This is a genomic window from Psychrobacillus sp. Z16_25 (assembly GCF_056856695.1).
This window is the reverse complement of record NZ_JBXEOV010000001.1, coordinates 259,811-282,327: the sequence shown is the minus strand read 5'-3', so window position 1 is coordinate 282,327 and position 22,517 is coordinate 259,811. Positions and strand designations below refer to the sequence as shown.

The 22,517-nt window shown below is 37.3% G+C and carries 8 protein-coding genes and 1 pseudogene; all 9 read right to left on the bottom strand.

Going from position 1 to position 22,517, the window contains the following annotated elements; translation table 11 throughout:
* Positions 1 to 131 precede the first annotated feature (131 nt).
* A complete protein-coding gene (locus AC1VU3_RS01310) occupies positions 132 to 998 on the bottom strand; it encodes a GNAT family N-acetyltransferase (protein WP_482982638.1) in 867 nt (288 codons plus the stop codon).
* A 475-nt stretch (positions 999 to 1,473) separates the two neighbouring features.
* Complete coding sequence (gene pflA, locus AC1VU3_RS01305; protein WP_482982514.1) at positions 1,474 to 2,211, bottom strand: pyruvate formate-lyase-activating protein; 738 nt, start codon at positions 2,209 to 2,211, stop codon at positions 1,474 to 1,476.
* A gap of 210 nt (positions 2,212 to 2,421) precedes the next feature.
* Positions 2,422 to 4,647, bottom strand: coding sequence for a formate C-acetyltransferase (pflB, locus tag AC1VU3_RS01300; RefSeq protein ID WP_482982513.1), 2,226 nt, complete (start codon positions 4,645 to 4,647; stop codon positions 2,422 to 2,424).
* A gap of 921 nt (positions 4,648 to 5,568) precedes the next feature.
* Positions 5,569 to 6,327, bottom strand: coding sequence for a class B sortase (srtB, locus tag AC1VU3_RS01295; protein WP_482982512.1), 759 nt, complete (start codon positions 6,325 to 6,327; stop codon positions 5,569 to 5,571).
* 104 nt (positions 6,328 to 6,431) lie between these two features.
* Positions 6,432 to 9,251: a SpaA isopeptide-forming pilin-related protein gene (locus AC1VU3_RS01290; protein WP_482982511.1), complete on the bottom strand. Its 2,820-nt coding sequence runs from the start codon at positions 9,249 to 9,251 to the stop codon at positions 6,432 to 6,434.
* Positions 9,252 to 9,963: 712 nt separating this feature from the next.
* A complete protein-coding gene (locus AC1VU3_RS01285) occupies positions 9,964 to 10,872 on the bottom strand; it encodes an EamA family transporter (protein WP_482982510.1) in 909 nt (302 codons plus the stop codon).
* A 716-nt stretch (positions 10,873 to 11,588) separates the two neighbouring features.
* Positions 11,589 to 11,675: pseudogene (locus AC1VU3_RS01280) on the bottom strand (hypothetical protein); the annotation flags it as partial.
* A gap of 28 nt (positions 11,676 to 11,703) precedes the next feature.
* Positions 11,704 to 13,797 carry an NERD domain-containing protein gene (locus AC1VU3_RS01275; protein ID WP_482982509.1) on the bottom strand — a complete coding sequence of 698 codons (2,094 nt, stop codon included), beginning with the start codon at positions 13,795 to 13,797 and terminating at the stop codon, positions 11,704 to 11,706.
* A 376-nt stretch (positions 13,798 to 14,173) separates the two neighbouring features.
* Complete coding sequence (locus tag AC1VU3_RS01270; RefSeq protein ID WP_482982508.1) at positions 14,174 to 22,471, bottom strand: DUF7507 domain-containing protein; 8,298 nt, start codon at positions 22,469 to 22,471, stop codon at positions 14,174 to 14,176.
* Positions 22,472 to 22,517: the final 46 nt, after the last annotated feature.

Genomic DNA, 22,517 nt, shown 5'->3' with positions numbered 1-22,517 from the left:
AGCAGAGTAAAACGTTTACATGCTATAAATTTAAGCTATTATCTTATGTATTACTGTTCTTTTATACAGTAAATTTTTGTGTAAGGTAACCACCATTCCTACGAAGGCGGCTATTCTCTGTAAAGTAACATTTACTTTCTGGACTCTCGGTAATACACTTCAAGTAGTTTTTCTACTGGTATATCATCTATTGTCATTCCTGTTATATCACTATCCGTAATTTGTAGGTTTCTTAGGTTACTGTTACTAATTTTAGTCCCTTGAAGGTCACATCTTTCAAAAGAGAGTGATTCTTTTTCATCTCCAAGGTTTGTATCTATAAAGCGGACCCCTCCTAGAGTAACAAACCTCATTTTGCTAAAAGAAAGGTTTAAATCGGCATAAAAGGAATGTTTGAAATTAATGTTTTGGAACTTTGAGCGACTAAGGTTACAGTTACTGAAATGAGTACTCATTAGGTTACTGTTACTAAAAGAACTCTCTTCTAAATTTACTTGATAATACTCTGTTTTTTCCATCTCGCAGTCATCATATTGAGTGTTCGATATATCTTTATTTTCCATTAAATTCAGGTTACCTAATGACCGTTCTTTTCTTTTAATGTAGCCATATTCATCTTCGGTTTTATAAATAATCCTATAACCTAATTTTTCATAAAAATGGTGGTTGTTAATTTGTCTGCTAGAAGTTTCAAGGTCCCAAGTTGTTACGCTTGGAAATTCTTCTTCGATTAATCCGATTGCGGTTGAACCGATTTTTCTTCCTTGATAATCTGGGTCAACGAAAATACGGTCTATTCTTCCAAAGGACTTACCCGTTACAGTCACGATTATGCCCCCAACAATATCTTGTTTATGTATTATTTTGTAATAAACTAATTCTTCAATCATATATTTCGTTACCTCAATAGATGCATAACCCGGAGGCTGGATGTTGTAATCTGAAATATCCTGATTTATAAGCCATCTTTTCGCTTCTTCATCAAATGTTTTTTTCATTATTTCTGTTAGTTTATCGGCATCTGAAATAACTGCTTTTTGAATTGTTATCAAGAACTAAATCTCCCTTTATGTATTTTGAATATTTCCTTAGTTATACAATAACACAAATAGAAATAAATTCCTTATTCGTTTCAAAAGCAACATTTTTTAATAGGCTTATTGTAAAGTCCTAGTAGAAGTAGACACATGACTGGTGACTATGATGAAAATACCTCCAATATTTATCTAGCAGGAACAATTTTTTATAAAATAAAAGGCATATTAACTTCTTCGGCAAATGCAGTTAAATAAGATAATGCATAGATAAAGTGTGTGTATGTTCATAAAGCAACTTTTCCTTTATCGAACGTTTTATCCATTCCATTTTTCGTTGTAATAATTGCAATGATTTTATTTGAAATCATATTACTAAACGAAAAAACGAACTCTGCACAAAAGCGGAGTCCGTTTTTATTCGGCTAAAACCAATAGGTTATTTCAAATGACGAGTTAGTCTTTCGTATGCATTTTTTACGCGATCTTCTGTTGGTGGCTCTGTACCTTCTAGAGGATATTTCAAGTTAAGTGCTTCCCATTTATATTCCCCAAGCTTATGGTAAGGTAACACTTCCACTTTCTCTACGTTATTCAAGGTACCAATGAATTCACCTAATCGATCTAGATATTCATCAAAATCTGTTACGCCTGGTACAAGTACGTGGCGAATCCAAACTGGAATGTTTTTATCGGATAAATATTGTGCGAATTTCAGAATATGATCATTGTATTTACCTGTTAGTCGCTTATGCTTCTCTCGATCAATATGCTTTAAATCAACTAAAATAAGGTCTGTATATTGAAGCAATTCGTCTAATTGACTTAGATATTCAGGACGCTCTGAGAAATTCCCACCGGAAGAATCAATCGTTGTGTGAATCCCCTTCTCTTTACAAGCCTTGAATAGCTCAGTTATGAATGGCATTTGTAATAAAGGCTCTCCACCACTTACTGTAATTCCCCCGCCTGAAGACTCCATAAACGGACGATAGCTTTCTAGATCTTGAATGATTTCATCCACCGTCATTGTTTTACCAGTGCCGATTTCCCAAGTATCGGCATTATGGCAATATTGACAGCGAAGCAAGCAGCCTTGCGTGAATACAATATATCTGATTCCTGGACCATCAACTGTACCACATGTCTCGATGGAATGAATATTCCCTTGTATCATAAAATTCTCCTCCTATGTTCTAGATACACAAAGAAGCTAAATAGTTCCTAGTAAAACAAAAGACCAAAAAGAATAACAACTGTTATCAGCGTGTCATCCGAATTTGGTCTTTGTCTAGCTACAGCGCCTAGTAGACTCACCCACCTCCTAAGCTTTAGGAGGTGGATTTTCGTCTAGAAGGATTTAAACAGGGCACTACTGCTTTCTGTATTACATACTTCCGTGGAAAGTACGGTTAATTACATCGATTTGTTGTTCACGAGTTAATTTGATGAAGTTAACTGCGTAACCAGATACACGAATTGTTAATTGTGGGTATTCTTCTGGGTGCTCCATAGCGTCTAATAAAGTATCACGGTTAAATACGTTGATATTTAAGTGGTGACCTTCTTTAGATGCATATCCATCAAGAATTGCAGCTAAGTTAGCAATTTGACTTTCATCGTCTTTACCTAATGCTTTTGGTACCATAGAGAATGTGTTGGAGATACCATCTAAAGCGTGTGCATATGGAAGCTTAGAAACAGATGCTAATGAAGCTAATGCACCTTTTGTATCTCTTCCGTGCATTGGGTTTGCACCAGGAGCGAATGGCTCACCAGCACGACGTCCATCAGGTGTGTTACCTGTTTTCTTACCATACACTACGTTAGAAGTGATTGTTAAGATAGACATAGTTGTTAAAGAATCACGGTAAGTAGCGTGTTTGCGTAGCTTAGTCATGAATGTTTCTACTAAGTCTACTGCCATTTGGTCTACGCGATCATCGTTGTTACCGTATTTAGGGTAATCGCCAGTTGTTTCGAAATCAACCGCAATACCGTTTTCGTCACGGATTACTTTTACTTGACCATATTTAATAGCACTTAAAGAGTCAGCTACAACACTTAGTCCAGCTATACCAGTTGCCATTGTACGAAGGATCTTTGTATCGTGAAGTGCCATTTCGATTCTTTCATAAGCGTATTTGTCGTGCATGTAGTGAATTACATTTAATGTGTTGATATATAATTCAGCTAACCAATCCATCATTGTGTCAAAACGAGCCATTACTTCATCAAAGTCTAAGATATCAGAAGTAATTGGAGCGAAACGTGGAGCAACTTGAACTTTAAGTTTTTCATCCACACCGCCGTTGATAGCATATAGTAAAGTTTTTGCTAAGTTTGCACGAGCTCCGAAGAATTGCATTTGTTTACCTACACGCATTGCAGATACACAGCAAGCAATTGCATAGTCATCGCCGTATTCTAAGCGCATGATGTCATCGTTTTCGTACTGAATCGCACTAGTTTGGATAGACATTTTCGCACAGAATTTTTTGAAGCCTTCTGGAAGCTTAGTAGACCAAAGAACTGTTAAGTTTGGCTCTGGAGCTGGTCCAAGGTTTGATAATGTGTGTAAGAAACGGAATGAGTTTTTCGTTACTAAAGGTGTTCCATCTAATGAGATACCACCGATTGATTCAGTTACCCAAGTTGGGTCTCCACTGAATAACTCGTTGTAATCAGGTGTACGAGCGAATTTTACAAGACGTAATTTCATAACGAAGTGGTCAACTAATTCTTGTGCTTCTACTTCTGTTAATGTACCGTTTTGTAAATCTCTTTCGATGTAGATATCTAAGAAAGTAGATGTACGACCTAAGCTCATTGCAGCTCCGTTTTGCTCTTTAATCGCTGCAAGGTATCCGAAGTATAACCATTGGAATGCTTCGCGAGCGTTAGAAGCTGGAGCAGAGATATCAAATCCGTGAGCTGCTGCCATTTCTTTTAATTCATTTAATGAACGAATTTGCTCAGAAAGCTCTTCGCGAAGACGGATTGTGTCTTCGGACATTACTTTGCCCATGTTTTTCATGTCTTTTTTCTTTTCGTTAATTAAGAAGTCTACTCCGTAAAGAGCTACACGACGGTAGTCACCGATGATACGACCACGGCCATAAGCATCTGGAAGACCAGTGATGATACCAGCTTTACGAGCTAACATCATTTCATCTGTGTAAGCATCGAATACACCTTGGTTGTGTGTTTTACGGTATTTTGTAAAGATTTCTTTTACTTCTTCATCTACATGGAAACCATAAGATTTCGCAGCTTGTTCAGCCATACGAATTCCACCAAATGGTTGTAAAGAACGTTTGAATGGAGCGTCTGTTTGGAAACCTACAACTGTTTCTAATTCTTTGTTAAGGTATCCAGGACCGTGAGAAGTGATTGTAGAAACGACTTTAGAATCTAGATCTAAAACGCCGCCAGCCTCACGTTCTTTTTTGTTTAGGTCCATAACTTGTGCCCATAGTTTTGTAGTAGCTTCTGTTGGTCCAGCTAGGAATGAATCGTCTTTATCATATACAGTAATGTTGTTTACAATGAAGTCACGAACATTAATTTCTTTGTTCCAATTTCCTAATTGAAAGCCTTTCCATTGTTCCATGTTTTTATCCGCCTCTCTAGTTGTTTGTATAACAGAAAGTAAATTTCTTATGTAACAGATTATATAACCAACCGAAAAAAGATGAAAGCCCTATCATCAAAAAAATATTGAACAATTTGTGGACTCGAGTCCAATTACTTCCACTATATCTTGTTTTAAAAGGTTTTTAAATACTGACGGCAGTGATTTTCTGCCATTTTTCTGATATTAAATTCTTTTTAGAAATGAATATAAGTCAAAGTTTTTTCTGAAAAAATAAAATCTGTACTATATAAATAAAATAACCTGTACTATAAAAAGAATGAATCAAACAGATTTGTTATAAAACAATTTGAAAGCGATTACATAAAGCTGTAAAAAATTCTTGCTTTTGATAAGAAAATTATAAGTGCTTTGTTTGTTTTGAACCTCTGGTTCTCTGCTGCGTCGGACGCTTGGAGTGGAGGCCAACAGGATGTTGGTCAGGAAAACATTGTCACACGACGTGACGTTCTTAGTTTTCCCTCCTCTGCAAGCCAGTACCCAACGCTTGCGCGTGTGGTTGTGCTGTCTCGCCTGTCACTCCGCTCCCACTGGAGTCGCCGTCGCAGCTCCGAACCATTTATTGTTTCCTACTAGACTTAAATATTAGATAAATAAATTTGAACAAGAATCGAACCTATTATGAAAGAATAGATTCGATTCTTGTTCCCTAACTTGGTTTATCGTAGGTATGTATAGTGATTACAAATCAAAACCGAATCCATTCATGTGAAGTAACACTATGTAACCACTCAGACTAGAGCCTCTTTCGTTACCAATACTGTTATGACGCTCGCAAAACCACATAGAACCTTTCCACCTCAAGTTCTAATCTGCATAATAAAGACTAAACCACAAACCAGTGATTTAGCCCATTGATTATTTATATGAAGGTTTATCTTACTTTTCTTCTACCTTTTTCGTCTTTTCAACGTCCCTTACCTCTTCCACCAATTTGGCATGGACTACTCTTCTTCCATTCTCTAGCTCTCTGCTGCAAGTGGAGAGGGTCAGGATTTTATCTTCTGGGGTTACTTTTACTTGTTCATTACTAAGCTGCGAATGGGCTAATATCGCGTCCAAGAAATTCGAGTATTCTTCCGTTGAATCAAATTTCGTCTCCAAGTAATTGAAATTTGGTTCTGTATTATAAGTAGAGAAAATCATCCACTTACGGTAAACATCCTGACTATACACGTCAATATAAATATGCTCGTCAAAAAAATCATGGTCGCTGTAGTCATTTAAATCATGAAACATGGATCCATTTTTCATATTGTGCCCATATAGAATCGTATGTTTATCGGAAAAGTCCGCAGCATTGTGGTAGTCCATAAAAATGCTTCCATAAATAGACTCTTCACCTGAACAGGTATGCGATAAGTAGTAGCTATTATCACCCGCTTGAACAATCGGATAATCGATAGCTGTATCTGCGATTGTAATCCAACCGATTATATCGTCATCAATTTCTTCCTGTTCTTCCAGTTCTTCAAATTCATATTCTTCCTCTACTATTAGTTGTTTTTCTTCTTCGATATGCTCTTCCATCTCATGATATTGAACCTCATCCTCAACATTTTGAACCAACATAACTCCTGATCCAATAAAAACAATCAAGAGACTCATAAATATGAGTCCAGAAAAGAACTTTTTCATCTATCCCCACCTCTTCTTTTTGCAATGAAAACAGAGAGCCTCTACCATCATTTAGAGGCTCCCTGTATCTTAATTTTTGAAACTATTTAAACCTTCCGCCATCCTTAGCCTCTTTGTTTTCTTTTATATACGTATAAGCCGATTCCAGCTACAGCAAAAACAAATAGGATGACTAAGGTGTTAGTGGTAGCGTCTCCAGTTTGAGGGTTTTTGCCCCAGTCGATAATTTTATCTATTGTTGTGGAAACCCCACCTACTATTCCCTCATCTTCAGATACTTTCACAACCACGGAAGACTCTTGGATAACCTGATTTCCATCTATTTCAATAGAAGCTGTAGCGATATTCTCTAGTTCGCCTACGTTCTCAGCAGTAACGACATACTCTTGCGTGAATGTTTTAGACTCATTAGTAGCTAATTGGTCGATGACAGTATCAAGACCAAGCAACTCGTCCTTCACAAGCACGTTCGTTAAAGCTTTATTTCCAGTATTCGTTACAACGATTGTGTAGGTTACTGTTTCGCCAACTTCCGCTTCTGTTTTATCTGCTGTTTTTTCTATAGCTAGGCTTACATTTTCACGCATATTTTCATACGTGAGCTCTTCTTTTTGACCAGGCTCTTCAATGTTAATGACTTTACTTTCTTTATTTAAAATATATCCTGCTGGCGCTTTTGTTTCTTCTATTAGATATTCACCATATGGAAGGTTCGCAAATGATACCATCCCATTTTCATCAGTCGTTAATGTATCCACGACTTTTCCTTCTTGATTGGTAAGCTGAAACTCTGCTCCTTCCAACGCTTCCTTCGTGTCCATATCTGTTTTGGTAATTTCAAGAGATCCTACAGGGGTATTTTCCACTTCTTGTACCCACTCAGTTTTCTCGCCTTCCCCATCGCCAATTTTGATCGGCCATTCGGTTGCGTCTTTCATATATCCCGCTGGGGCTTCTGTTTCTGTTAACGTATACTCTCCAAATGCTAGTTCCGGGAATAGAAGAGTACCGTCTTCACCTGTTGTTAAAGTCTTTTCAAAGTCCTTGCCCTTTATTGTGAATGTAGCACCTTCCAGAGGCTCTTTACTTACTGAATCTACTTTCTTGATGCTCAAGGATCCCACCGGTTTATAGTTAGTTGGATAATTCTTCACGACCAACACACCATCTACAAGCTGTGCATCCGCAGAATCAGCTAACGTCAATACGCCCTTTTCATCAATACTGAACGCAATGGCTTTTTCAGGATTCACATATCCTTCCTTCACGACACTCTCCACCAGCTCGTATTTACCTGGAAGAAGATCTTTCACAACTACCATTCCATTTTTATCTACTGGATAGGTTCCCATGTTGTAGGTACCTTCTTTTCCGAGGAAATAAAGATCGAAAGCAGCACCAGTCAGTGCTTCACCCTTCTCGTTAGTCTTTTGAAGCTTCAGGTCTGCCGTAACAGGATTACTCACTGGAATATCTAGCGTTACAGAGTCAGTTGCTCGGATAGCAGTCAAGCCTTCCGCAACACCAACTAGCACCTGAGAAACCTCTCGTCCAGTAGCAACCCCGTCTCCATCCGCGTCAGCTGGCTGTGGCTCGTACAGGTATGCACCCTTAGGCAGTAACTGTTTTCCTTCCACGATTACATTGATGGTCTCTCCTGCCTTCGCCTCAATCACCATATCGTACTCGGAAGTACCCAGTTTCACTTCTTTCGTGATTGACTCAGAGGCTGTTGTTGCGGTAATGACAATGTTATCCTCTGCGCTAGTACCACCATTGTTTAGCTGTACTTTAAGCGCTACATTGTAAGCGTCCTGCTTAGCTTGAACAGGCTCAGCCCCTTCAATCTTCACATGGTTAATGACGATCTGATTTTGGTTAGCCTTTTCTCCTTTTAGCCCTGCTAGGTACTTTGCCAATCTGTTAACTCTTTCACCAGCTTCTTTATTAACAGTTAAATGACGTTTTCCAACACTCCACCAATCCCACAGCTCGTTTGTATAATCGTGCATTCCGCTTCCCCACTGTGTATTGGCATTCAAATCGAAAGTGCTGCTATATTGGTAGACGTTTTCCCCTATTTCTGTGCCGTTTGAATAATTCCAGATTGCCATCTGTACTGCAGCGATGATATCGCTACGGGTAAGCAGCTCGGCACCCTCAAAGTTTGCAGCTGCCAGGTTGGACTTCATCTGCTCCAGAGAAAGATAAGGATAGGAATTGGAAACAATCGCACGGATATGTTCAGCAGCCTCTGCCCCGTAGTAGGTGCTGTCCTCCAAATTCACACGCTGATAAAAGGTACCATCTTCTAAATCGACCATAGCGTCACTGCAATAGACAACTTCATAGTTGCTTTTGCCAAAAGAATACTGTCCGTTTGGAGTCCATTCTCCTGCATATTTCGCCGTATCCACTAGCACTAGTGTTTGAGGTATCTCATTGTTCTGGCCACCGTCCGTGCTGACCATATGGTTACTAAGTTCATATGCATATTTCGGATATACCGCCTGATACTGATAGTCTTGGACACCGGTATTTACGGTATCAGAGACTTGCTTAAAAACTGTGTTTAGGTTGTTGTCTAGTTTTTTCACCAGTTCCGGATCAATGGATGCTTTCTCCTTGTCCGTCAGTGCTGCATATGCCTCGGCAGCTTCTTTGCGAGCAGCTCGCATATCTGCAAGATATTGCTCATATTCAGCTCTTTTCTGTTCATGATTCTCTGCCGTTGCATCTGAATATGTACCGGATGCCTTATAGCTCGCTCTTTTGTTCTGCATTTCCTGCAGGGTATCAATCTCTTCCAGTTTTGCTGTGACACTGTTCACGGCTTCTTCGTCTGCAAAATCCACCGTCGGCATCATCGTCAGAATCAAACAGACAACCAACAAAACCGACAATCCTTCTAAAAACTTTTTCATCTGAAGTCCTCCTTACTACTTCATCAACTTACAACAGAGGATAACCCACCCTTGATTTATTCCTTGTAGTGAAAACCAAGATGCCATCATGATCAAATAAATCAATTTGTTCAAATGAATAAAGCAATTACCGACAAAACGGAAGTTTTTCTGGTATTTACCCAACTAACTTTGTGCAACATTTCACAAGTAAACTCAAAAAAATATGCTTACTGTGTCACTTGGTTACACAAAATTATTATTTGTTAAATAATTTTGTGTTTTGTGCGAGCTTTGGTTTTTCTTTTTATCTAATATTTTCAGAGTCACTCTCTTTTCCTGAAAATTCCGGCACGTGGAGGATCAATTGCCCTCCACTGTTTGGCATTAAATGATAGAGTAACGCTGATAATTCTCCGTTTTAAATATCAGATAATTTCCCAAATGATTTATTTACGGGGTATGGTTCCCGTTAGCTTGCAGGTCAGAGTAAATCTTGTACCTCTGTAGTATCATCATTATAAAATATCTCTAACATAGGCACAATTTATTATTTGTGAATAATTTTTAACAAATAATAAATTGGTAGAAGTCGTACGATTTAATTAATTGATTAAAATGGTAAGTCAGATTTCGAGACAGCTAATTATTAAAAGGCAATATAAAAAAGCCCCGATTCACAGTGGAATCGAGGCTTTGGTTATTGACGGAGGTCACGCTAGTCGATCTTGGATTATAATTCCTCAGATACACCAAGAATAATAATCCCTAAAATGACTAACGCCACGACCGAATATTGACCTTTTGTTAGCTTTTCTTTTAAGAAAATACGCGATAGTAAAATCGAGAAAATACTATACGACGCAATCATCGGTGCTGAAATAATTGCGTTACCTGCCATTGCAAAAACATAGAAAAATTGACCAATCGTTTCAAAAATAGCAGCTGAAATACGCGTACCTTCCTTAAATGGATTGACCGTAACACCTTTAAAGAAATGTAAGTATAAGAAAATAATGAACGCACAAATCGCAAATGTAAATTCATAGGCAAGTAAGGCGTTATCTTCACTAATCAACTTCAGCTCATCTAAGTAAATACCATCTAAAAACGTACCGACACCATCTAAAATCGCATATAAAATCGGAAATATAATCGCAATAAAGCCAATTTGATACTTTTTATCATCAGCGGTTAATGTATGCCGAATTTCATTTAACTCATAGCGACGTTCAAGCACACCCAGGAATAAGACACCAATCGTAATACATGCAATCCCACTTAACTCTAACGCACTAAAAGTATGCGAGAAAAAGAAAAATAATAAAAGACTCGTAATAACACCTGAAGAATTTTGAATCGGTGAAGAAATAGAAAGGGCGATGTAACGTAAACCGATATAGCCAATCGTCATCGATAAAATATAGAAAAACGATACCGGTAAATATTTCACAAGCTCGAAAAACTCAAACGTTAAATCGTTCCAAAGCATATAAAAAAATCCGTGGACACCCATGACAATCCCGACCATGATGACGATCTTGAAATGGCTATACTTATCTTCTGGATTTGACCCTTTTTTATAAAAAAGGTCAGCACAGCCCCAAGCTAGAGCTGTTAGTAAAGCAAATAAAAACCACATAATAGACTCCTTTTAAAAATGATTAACGTTCTAAATTATAGCATTGCATCTTATAAAGCATACAGCGATTTTTTGGAAAATACGCCTCATTTACTTGATATGACCTCCGACAGAAAGAGCTTTGTTTGGCAAACTCAATCATTCATACCTAGCCTTCTATGAGATTTGTGTTCCTCGGACCGGTGCTTTGCCTCCAGCTTCCTTCAGATTCTACGTCGCCAGGACACCCTTGCTCTTAGCTAACCTCTACTTCTGTCTTCGAGACTCGAGACTTGCACCCTATAGTTCATGTGCATGCCGGGCGCACTAAAAAAACCCCGATTCACAAAGGAATCGAGGTTTTGCTTATTTATAGGGACCATGGGAGTCGAACTCGCGCCCAAAAACTCTCACACTTAAGCTACTATGATACAGAAAAATAAAAAATCCTTGTCAATCAAGGGCTTTGATACTCATTGACACTCAATGAGATTATATTATGGCGACGGCGGTATTTGAACCCACGTTCAGAAACTCTAACACTTAAGCTTTTACGCGTGTATCTTGCCTATTTAGGATTCGCGTAGCACTATGCAGACAAGCGGGCGTCATGTACACTAACTTGGGTACATATTTATATTTAAACTAACTTATTATTAGGGTGTACTACATGTTTCACGAACTTGGTTAGAGAATCTTTTAAATTCAGATTCTCGTTATACTATGTTTATTTTCTTTTATACCCCCTTAATAATCGCTGATGGTTTACTCGTAATGTCATACATTTTGCGGTTAATATGAGGTACTTCATTGAATAAACCAACACTTACTTTTTCTCAATCTAAACTAAAATTATTTAATTGTAGTACTCTTTGATTTAAATTCTCCTATTTTTGAGGAAATTTCCTCAATCTCTGGATCTACTTCCCACACCTTACTTTCTAGAAGCATAAAATTATTAAATGTTCCTTCTTTACTCGTATCATCTATAAACTTAACAAAACATAGCATTTTTTTATATTTAATTTGGTAATATCTTAAATGCGTTAAAGCCTTCCACTTTTCTACATCAAATTTCTTAGTCTCACTAAAATATAGATGATAGATTATTTTCTCGGAATCAAGGATTATTTCTATTTCTTTTTCAACCCTTTTATACTCTTCGATTCCTTTAATAAAGGCACTTGTCAAATTTTCTCTTCCCTCATGACTTAATTCATATATATTAATGATTACTTCTGAATAACCCAAGGGTCTATAGTTTTCTAACTTTTCTATCATTCGAATTAGTTCCTGAGGTATAGTTTGTTGATATTTACTAAGATCCTCTCCTTCAATTATTGCATTGTTAAGTACTTCATCACCCCCAGTCTCTAGAATAATTACCTCTCTCTCTCTATCATCAAAATAAATATTATGGTTTAAATAATGGTATAAATAATCCAATTCATAAAATACAATAATTTTATTACTTTCGCTATTATTTGATTTAACTCTTCTATATATATAATGGATAAACTGACTTGGGTGCTTCAAATATTTATTTATTTTTTCTAAATCGCTCAAATTTACAGACCAAGGGTATTCGTTATATTCATATATACCTATTTCATTTAAAGTACTAAGGTTAGTCGCAACTTCACCAAAATTCTCTAAAGTTACATTTATTAAAAACCAATTTAAAATCAACTCTTTATTTATATTTACAGGAATTTCTTTTCCTTTTTTATCAGTGAATATTGGGATATCACTATCAAAGATGTAATCTTTAGTTCGCTTAGCTTGTTTAAAAGCATATTCTATATTTTCTTGTATTTCTCCTTTAAAACTATCAAATGCCCCTCTCTTAGCAGGGTTTGAAAATTTTCCACTTTTGGACTCAATAATAAAAACATTTGTATCATAAATTATTAAATGGTCTAATTCACATCTTTTTTCTATACCGTCTTCAATAACATAATAATAAAGTGAAGAATAAATTATTGAATCTGGAAAAACTCTAGCAAAAAAACTATTTACCTCTTCTTCTAAATAATCCCCTCTTTTTGAAAGAAATTTATCTTTTGTACCTTGATTCTTAATTAAAACTTCCATAAATTTCGGTGCTAATTCATAGTAAAGTGTAGTCATACAAGGAAATATATAACCATTAGGTAGTTTTAAGATTGGGTATTCTCTAAATAGATTTTTATCAGTAGGATATTTAAAGTTTCCCGTTGATTTAATCTCTTCTATTTCTAAGTTAAACATTTCAAAAAACTTTTCAATGACATCGCTATCCAATCCCGTATCAATAACACACTGAGGAATATTTATTAAAAATGAACTTTTATCAATGCTTGGCAGTTTTTTAAAAAATAAATTTGTATCCCCCATAGTTTCTATAATCAATTTATTTCTAATACTAGTGACAGCCTTTTTATATTTCTCTACTACATAATCAATTATTAAATAGACATCTTCAATATTAAATCCATAATATGTTTTCATTTCACTACTAAGCAGACCAAAAATTCCAATATTCCTTTTTCTAAGTATGTCAAGATTTTTCTCACCTCTTTGAAATACGTAGTCACTTGTTACAGAAGCCAGCAATGAATTTCTGTAATAATCTTCTTTATTTTTAGTATCTTTAACTTTCCTTGCGTTATTTGAATGTTCCCATGATTCTACTAATGAATTTAAACATTCTTTTAATGTAGATAATTTTTCATAATTAAAACTATCTTTTTTTTTATATTCAATGTCCCTACTTAGTATGTAGCCATATAAATATTCAAATTCCGCAAGTCCAAAAAAGCCTTTATATCCCATAAATACTGTTTCAAAAAGTACTTCTTCTATATTGTTATTTTCAAAAAAAACTGCTAATTGTCGATAATTTTCTTCAAATATTGTTGAGTTCTCATTTTGAATACTCTCCCAATCTATATTATATTTTTTCAAGATATCCCCACCTTTGGTATGATTAACTATAATATAATAATAAACTTTTTTAATTTATAAACAATCCACTTAGGCTAATTTAGTCTTATAAATTTTACTCTTTTGGATTACAAAACTTTTGGACACCTACTCCAACTAATATTAGAAAACTTTTTGAAAGTGACAAACTGTTATTTTTACTCAAAGCACATTACCGTAAAATTTGTGGGTTAGGTAGTTTTAATTATCTTAAAAATCTAACAATGTAGCATGGTCTCGTTTTGGTACTGGTAATCTATTTTAGACCAAAACACAACCCAAAACTCACAAACAAAAACAGAGAGCCTCTAAAATAATTTTAGAAGCTCCCTGTCTCTTAATCTCTTAAACTATTTACTTAACTCGATAATCCTCTACATTTTCTTATATATACGTATAAGCCGATTCCAGCTAGTACGAATACAAGTAGGATTAATAGAGTACTGATTGTATTGTCACCAGTTTGTGGGTTTACAACCTTATCAGTTGGTGTTGGATTTTCATCCCCTGCTGCTTCCACTTTTGCAGATACTTTCACGATTGCAGAAGCATCATGGGTGATTGTTTCGCCGTCTACTTCTACAGTAGCTGTTGCGATATTCTCCAGTTCACCGATGTCATCAGCTGTAATTTTATACTCACCAGTGAATGTTTTAGACTCATTAACAGCTAATTGGTCGATGACAGTATCAAGGCCAATCATATCGTCCTTCACTTGAACGTTCGTTAAGGCTTTATTGCCTGTATTCGTTACGTCGATTGTGTATGTTACTGTTTCCCCAACTGTTGCTTCGTCTTTATCTACTGTTTTTTCAATAGTGAATGCATAGGTAGGATCGACAACAATCTCTACTTCAGATTCACCTGAATTGTCACCTGTTGTTGCAGTTACGACATTTTTATAGGTTGTATCTGCAAGATCATCTTCAGGGATGACAAACTTAGAAATAAAGCTCTTTGTTTCACCGATTGCCAAATTAAATGCACCCTCATAGCCTTCAAGTGTTAATTGTTGTTCTGCTACAACGTCATTTTTACTAAAGACATCGTCTAGCGTGATACCTTCTAAATCAACGTTACCATCGTTTGTCACATTGATCGTATAAGTTACCGTTTCACCTGGCAGATATTGCGTTTTATCCGCTGTTTTTTCTACTGTAAGACTTGGTACTTCATCGACAGTGACATCTACCTCATCAGAAATGTCTAAATCACCAGATGTTACAGTTACAACATTGTGATAAACGGTGTTTGCTATAGCATCTTCTGGAATTGTGAATGCTGCAGTAAATACTTTTGTTTCTTCGTAAGCTAAAGTGAATTCTTCACCGTTGTAAATGCGGCCATCCTCATAATTCACTACTAGCTGCTCATCCATCACTGTACCATTTTCACTGAATACGTCAGATAAAGCTACTTCTAGGTCGCTGTTACCTGTATTCATTACAGTATAAGTGTACGTTACGGTTTCTCCTGGTTTTGCTTCATTTTTATCCACGGATTTTTTCACGGATAAACCAGGGTCCTCAGACACAGTCACATCTTCTGTATCTGTTTCTGTTAAATCATCGGATGTTACTGTCACTTCATTATGGAAGATTGTATCCACTTTCGTTTTCTCTGGGATTTGGTATTCTGCTGTGAATACTTTTGTCCCTTCGTACGCCAATGTGAAGGCTTCTCCATTATACATGTTGCCATCTTCGTCTTTCAGCACTAGCTGTTTGTCCATCACTTTATCATTTTCACTGAATACATCAGATAATGTAACTTCTAAATCACTATTACCAGTGTTTTTCACTGTGTATGTGTACGTTACTGTTTCTCCTGGTAATGCTTCGTATTTATCCACGGATTTTTTCACGGATAGGCCAGGATCATTAGCTACAGTTACATCCTCTTCATCCGTTTTTACAATATCCCCAGATGTTACCGTCACTTCGTTATGGAATACGGTATCCACTTTTGTTTTCTCTGGGATTTTGTACTGAGCAGTGAATATTTTTTCGCCATCATACGCTAATGTGAAGGATTCGCCATTGTAGATGTTTCCATCCTCGTCTTTTAAGACAAGCTGCTCTTCCAATTCTTTACCGTCTTTACTGAACACGTCCTCCAATGTCACTTCTAGGTCACTATTTCCTAGGTTCTTGACTTTGTACGTATAGGTAACTATTTCTCCAGGTTTCGCGATATTGTTGTCCACTGACTTATCAACTGATAACGCTGGATCTTTATCAACCGTTACTGTTTCATTATCCGTTTCCTCAAGTTCTCCAGAGTTCACTGTTACGACGTTAGTAAAGGTTGTGCCTTCTTTCGTATGATCTGGAATTGTATACTTCGCCGTAAAGGTTACAACTTCTTGATAAGCTAAATCAAATGCTTCTCCTGTATAGGCTTTCCCTTGTTCATCATAGATTTCAAGCTGTTTTTCTAGTTCTGTACCGTTTTTACTGAATACATCAGCCAGTGTCACTTTTAGGTCACTGTTACCTGTATTCGATACAGTATAAGTGTATATTACTGTCTCTCCTGGTTTTGCTACGTTTTTATCCACGGATTTTTTCACGGATAAACCAGGGTCGTTTAAAACTGTTACATCTTCTGTGTCTGTTTCGGTTAAGTCACCGGATGTTACGGTCACTTCATTGTGGAAAATCGTATCCACTTTCGTATTCTCTGGAATTTGGAATGTCGCCGTGAAGATTTTTTCACCTTCGTACGCTAATGTGAAGGATTCACCGTTGTAGATGTTGCCATCCTCATCTTTCAGTACTAGCTGTTTATCCATCACTTTATCATTTTCTCTGATTACGTCAGCTAATGTCACTTCTAAATCACTGTTACCAGTGTTTTTCACTGTGTATGTGTATGTTACCGTTTCGCCTGGTAATGCTTCATTTTTATCCACGGATTTTTTCACGGATAAACCAGGGTCATTCAGTACTGTCACATCTTCTGTATCTTTTTCGATTAAATCCCCAGATGTTACCGTCACTTCATTGTGGAAGATCGTATCCACTTTCGTGTTCTCTGGGATTTGGAATGTCGCAGTGAAGATTTTTTCACCTTCGTACGCTAATGTGAAGGATTCGCCTTTATAGATGTTGCCATCCTCATCTTTCAGTTCGAGCTGTTTGTCCATCACTTTATCATTTTCACTGATTACGTCAGCTAATATTACTTCTAAATCACTGTTCCCGGTGTTTTTCACTGTGTATGTGTATGTTACTGTTTCTCCTGGTAATGCCTCGTTTTTATCCACTGATTTTTTCACAGTTAGGCCAGGATCATTCGCCACAGTTACATCTTCTTCATCCGTTTTTACAATATCCCCAGATGTTACCGTCACTTCATTGTGGAAGATTGTATCCACTTTCGTGTTCTCTGGGATTTGGAATGTCGCAGTGAAGATTTTTTCCGCTTCGTACGCTAAGGTGAAGGATTCGCCTTTATAGATATTGCCATCCTCATCTTTTAGTTCGAGCTGTTTGTCCATCACTTTGTCATTTTCACTGATTACATCGGCTAAAGTCACTTCTAAATCACTGTTACCAGTGTTTTTCACTGTGTATGTGTATGTTACCGTTTCGCCTGGTAACGCCTCGTTTTTATCCGCGGATTTTTTCACAGTTAGGCCAGGATCATTCGCCACAGTTACATCTTCTTCATCCGTTTTTACAATATCCCCAGATGTTACCGTTACTTCGTTGTGGAAGATCGTATCCACTTTCGTGTTTTCTGGGATTTGGAATGTCGCAGTGAATGTTTTTTCCGCTTCGTACGCTAAGGTGAAGGATTCGCCGTTATAGACGTTGCCTTCCTCATCTTTTAGTTCGAGCTGTTTGTCCATCACTTTGTCATTTTCACTGATTACATCGGCTAATGTGACTTCTAAATCACTGTTCCCAGTGTTTTTCACGGTGTACGTGTACGTTACAGTTTCTCCTGGTAATACTTCATTTTTATCCACCGATTTTTTCACGGATAAACCTGGGTCGTTCAGTATTGTCACATCTTCAGAGTCTGTTTCGGTTAAGTCACCGGATGTTACGGTCACTTCATTGTGGAAGATCGTATCCACTTTTGTGTTCTCCGGGATTTGGAATGTCGCAGTGAATGTTTTTTCCGCTTCGTACGCCAATGTGAAGGATTCACCGTTGTAGACATTGCCATCCTCATCTTTTAGCTCGAGCTGTTTCTCCCTCACTTTGTCATTTTCACTGATTACATCAGCTAATGTGACTTCTAAATCACTGTTCCCAGTGTTTTTCACGGTGTACGTGTACGTTACAGTTTCTCCTGGTAATGCTTCATTTTTATCCACGGATTTGTTCACGGATAAACCAGGATCATTCAGTACTGTCACATCTTCAGAGTCTTTTTCAGTTAAATCTCCGGACGTTACCGTCACTTCATTGTGGAAAATCGTATCCACTTTTGTGTTCTCCGGAATTTGGAATGTCGCAGTGAATGTTTTTTCGCCTTTGTACGCCAAAGTGAAAGCTTCGCCATTATAGACGTTGCCATCTTCATCTTTCAGTACAAGCTGTTTCTCCATCACTTGTCCGTTTTCACTGATTACATCGGCTAACGTGACTTCTAAATCACTGTTTCCAGTGTTTTTCACGGTGTAAGTGTACGTTACCGTTTCGCCTGGTAATGCTTCATTTTTATCCACGGATTTGTTCACGGATAAACCTGGGTCGTTCAGTACTGTCACATCTTCAGAGTCTTTTTCAGTTAAATCTCCGGACGTTACCGTCACTTCATTGTGGAAAATCGTATCCACTTTTGTGTTCTCCGGAATTTGGAATGTCGCAGTGAATGTTTTTTCGCCTTTGTACGCCAAAGTGAAAGCTTCGCCATTATAGACGTTGCCATCTTCATCTTTCAGCACAAGCTGTTTGTCCATCACTTGATCATTTTCACTGATTACGTCAGTTAATGTCACTGTTAAGTCACTGTTTCCAGTGTTTTTCACGGTGTACGTGTATGTTACTGTATCTCCTGGTAATGCTTCTTTTTTATCCGCGGATTTTTTCACGGATAGACCTGGGTCTTCTAATACCGTCACATCTTCTGTGTCTGTTTCAGTTAAATCCCCGGATGTTACGGTCACTTCATTGTGGAAGATCGTATCCACTTTCGTGTTCTCTGGAATCTGGAATGTCGCAGTGAATACTTTTTCACCTTTGTATGCCAAAGTGAAAGCTTCACCTTTATAGACGTTGCCATCTTCATCTTTCAGCACAAGCTGTTTCTCCATCACTGTGTCATTTTCACTGATTACGTCAGCTAATGTCACTGTAAGGTCACTGTTACCAGTGTTTTTCACAGTGTACGTGTATGTCACCGTTTCGCCTGGTAATGCCTCGTTTTTATCCACGGATTTTTTCACGGAAAGGCTAGGGTCATTCGCCACAGTTACATTTTCTTCATCCGTTTTTACAATATCCCCAGATGTTACCGTCACTTTATTGCGGAAAATCGTATCCACTTTCGTGTTCTCAGGGATTTGGAATTCCGCAGTGAATGTTTTTGTTCCTTCGTACGGCAATGTGAAGGATTCGCCCTTGTAGAGGTTGCCATCCTCATCTTTTAGTTCTAGCTGTTTGTCCATCATTGTACCGTTTTCACTGAACACATCAGCTAATGTCACTTCTAAATCACTATTACCTAGATTCTTGACTTCATATGTATAGGTTACTATATCTCCAGGTTTTACGACGTTTTCATCAACTGACTTATCGACTGATAACGCTGGATCTTTATCAACCGTTACTGTTTCATTATCTGTTGCCTCAAGCTCTCCAGATTTAACAGTTACGACGTTATTAAAGGTTGTGCCTTCTTTTGTTTTATCTGGAATTGTATACTTCGCTGTAAAAGTAGCAACACCTTGATAAGCTAAATCAAATACTTCTCCTGTATAGGCTTTCCCTTGTTCATCATAGATTTCAAGCTGTTCTTCCAGTTCGATACCGTTTTTACTGAATACATCAGCCAGTGTCACTTTTAGGTCACTGTTACCAGTATTCATTACAGTATATGTATAAGTTACTGTATCTCCTGGTTTCGCTACCTTATTATCTACTTTTTTATCAACAGTTAGGCTAGGATCCTCCGTTACTTTTACAGTTTCATCATCCGTAACCTTTAAAGTTTCCGATTCAACAGTTACTTCATTGTAGAATAAAGTATTCACTTTCGTTTTCTCAGGAATAGTAAATTCTGCTGTGAATTCAACCTCTTTGTCATATGCCAGTGTAAATACTTCGCCATTATAGACAGTACCATTAGCAGTTTTTAGAACTAGCTGCTCATTATCCGGCAGCTTTGCACCATCTTTACTCAATACATCAGAAAGTTTCACTCTCAAGTCGCTGTTGCCCGTATTGGTAACTTTGTACGTATACGTAACCGTCTCACCTGGTTTTGCTTCGTTTTTATTTACCGATTTATCTACAGCTAAACCAGGATCATTATCGACTATGACCGTTTCATCATCAGAAGCGGTTACATTACCAGAAGTCGCAGTAGCAACATTGTAGAAAACAGTATCTACTTTTGTTTTCTCAGGAACTTCAAATTCCGCTGTGAATGTTTTGCTTTCGCCAAGGTCGAGATTGAAATAAGCACCATTGTATTCATTCTCTCCGTCCATAAGCATCAGCTGTTTATCCATCACTACTTTATTTTGTTGCATTACATCAGTTAATGTAACATTTTTCAATACTGTATTACCTGTGTTCGTTACCGTAATGGTATATGTAACTTTGTCACTAGGCTTCACTTTGTTTTGATTAACCTTTTTAACAACTTCCATTGCAGGCTGTGACTCAACAGTAAAATCAGCATCATCTGAGATTTCTAGGTTATTGACTTTTACTGTTGCTGTATTTTTATATACAGTGCCTCCCACTTCTTTTTCCGGAACGACAAAAGTAGCAGTGAATGTTTTTTCTTCGTCGACTGCTAATGAGAATGCCCCTTCATATCCATTCACTGTTAGTTGTTTGGTTGCAAGTACATTATCTCGTAGCAATTCATCCGATAGTGTTACATTCGTAAGATCGACGTTTCCATCATTCTTCACTTTAATCTCATATTCCACCGTTTCACCAGGAGCAAATACAAACTCTCCGTCTACTGCTTCCTTCTTAACGATGTTCTTTTCCACACTCACGCTTGGATTAATCTGTTCGTAAATATTTGTAAATGTTACAGATTGCTGCCCACCTTGCGCAATGCTTGCATTGATTGAATAATTATCGTTTGTTTTCGCAGGATCACTTTCTGTACCGCCAACTTTTACATTAACATCATTAAATTTGTATCCATCGATAGCATCGCTAGGGTCTCGTTCTGTAATAGTATAATCTCCGGCCTTTAACCCATTGATTACAGTACTGAACTTACCGTCTTTTGCTTGAGCCTCAATAGTTCGGCTATAGTTATTGGCTTTACTTGTAATATCAAATGTAAAGTTCCCCTCTAACTTATTACCTTCTGTATCAACTGCTTCTTTAGTTAATGTTAGACTTCCTTTTGTTACGATATTCTCTAAATCAGAGGCATTAATGGCAATATCAAGACCTTTCATACTGCCAAAACCTGGGCATAGATTAGTATCGCCATCAAAAGTATATTCTTGCTCAAAGTGGAAATGATGTGTTTCTCCGTCTACATCTACCGAAAAATCATACACAACCGTATAAGTTTTGTTTTCATCAAAATCTCCACTATAGCTCCATTCATAATCATATCCTTCTGTAGTACTTGGCCGTTTTTGAGGCTCTACCGTAATTTTTTTTGCAGTTCCATTAATAATATCCTCGCTAGTGCCCTCATAGATTGCTAATGTCCCTAAATCACTAAGACTATCTAGATTAATAGTAACTGTTTTAATTTCATTATCTACCTTATATTCGAATGACCCTACAGTTTCAATATCGATGTGATTAAATGAATCGTCATCATCAGGCCAACCTGGATAATTTGGCCAACCTGGAGCATGCGCGGATGGTGTTTGAGCAGCATCTTCTTTTTCTTCTGTAGCTACCTCTTTTGATTCCTCTTTATCTTGAGGTACTGTCGAGTCTGCCTCATCATCTTCATCCTCACTGCTTTGCTCTTCTGTAGCTACCTTCTCTGTTTCAGGTTGAGTTGATTCTACTTCTTCTGTTTCCGTTGCAACAACTGTCACACTTGCTGAAACAGTGGAATCTGACGAAGAAAATATCGCAGTATAATCCCCTGCTTTTTGAGCTTGTAATTGAACCTGCACTACTTTGTTACTATTCTCTGTCCAATTAAATTGCAATGTTTGCTTGCCACTGCTAATCTCTTCTACATTTTCTTGTCCTGCTACAATACTAGAAATCGTCAAACCTTCTGGTACTGTAAAAGTCAAAGGACCTTTTGAATCCTCTTCTAAATCAATCAATGTTGCAATCAAGCCCTCTGTTTCATTAACAGAAGTGGTACTTAAGTTTATTCCAAGTCCATTTCCTTCCGCATTAACATACGGACTAATAGGACTTAAAATTGTTTGTACTAATAAACAGATAAGCGTAACAATCGACATCATCTTGATGAGGTGATGTCTTTGATTGTAGCTTAAGCCTATCTTCTGGTGGCTTTGCCTCATCGACGCTCCTCCTTCTAAGTGGTTTCGATTCAATGCTTATGCTGTT

What these genes read in the sequence shown, in the direction of transcription:
- AC1VU3_RS01290 (WP_482982511.1), bottom strand. Translation starts at nt 9,251, where the DNA reads ATGAAAAAGTTTTTAGAAGGATTGTCGGTTTTGTTGGTTGTCTGTTTG.
- AC1VU3_RS01270 (WP_482982508.1), bottom strand. Translation starts at nt 22,471, where the DNA reads ATGAGGCAAAGCCACCAGAAGATAGGCTTAAGCTACAATCAAAGACAT.
- pflA (WP_482982514.1), bottom strand. Translation starts at nt 2,211, where the DNA reads ATGATACAAGGGAATATTCATTCCATCGAGACATGTGGTACAGTTGAT.
- srtB (WP_482982512.1), bottom strand. Translation starts at nt 6,327, where the DNA reads ATGAAAAAGTTCTTTTCTGGACTCATATTTATGAGTCTCTTGATTGTT.
- AC1VU3_RS01310 (WP_482982638.1), bottom strand. Translation starts at nt 998, where the DNA reads ATGAAAAAAACATTTGATGAAGAAGCGAAAAGATGGCTTATAAATCAG.
- pflB (WP_482982513.1), bottom strand. Translation starts at nt 4,647, where the DNA reads ATGGAACAATGGAAAGGCTTTCAATTAGGAAATTGGAACAAAGAAATT.
- AC1VU3_RS01285 (WP_482982510.1), bottom strand. Translation starts at nt 10,872, where the DNA reads ATGTGGTTTTTATTTGCTTTACTAACAGCTCTAGCTTGGGGCTGTGCT.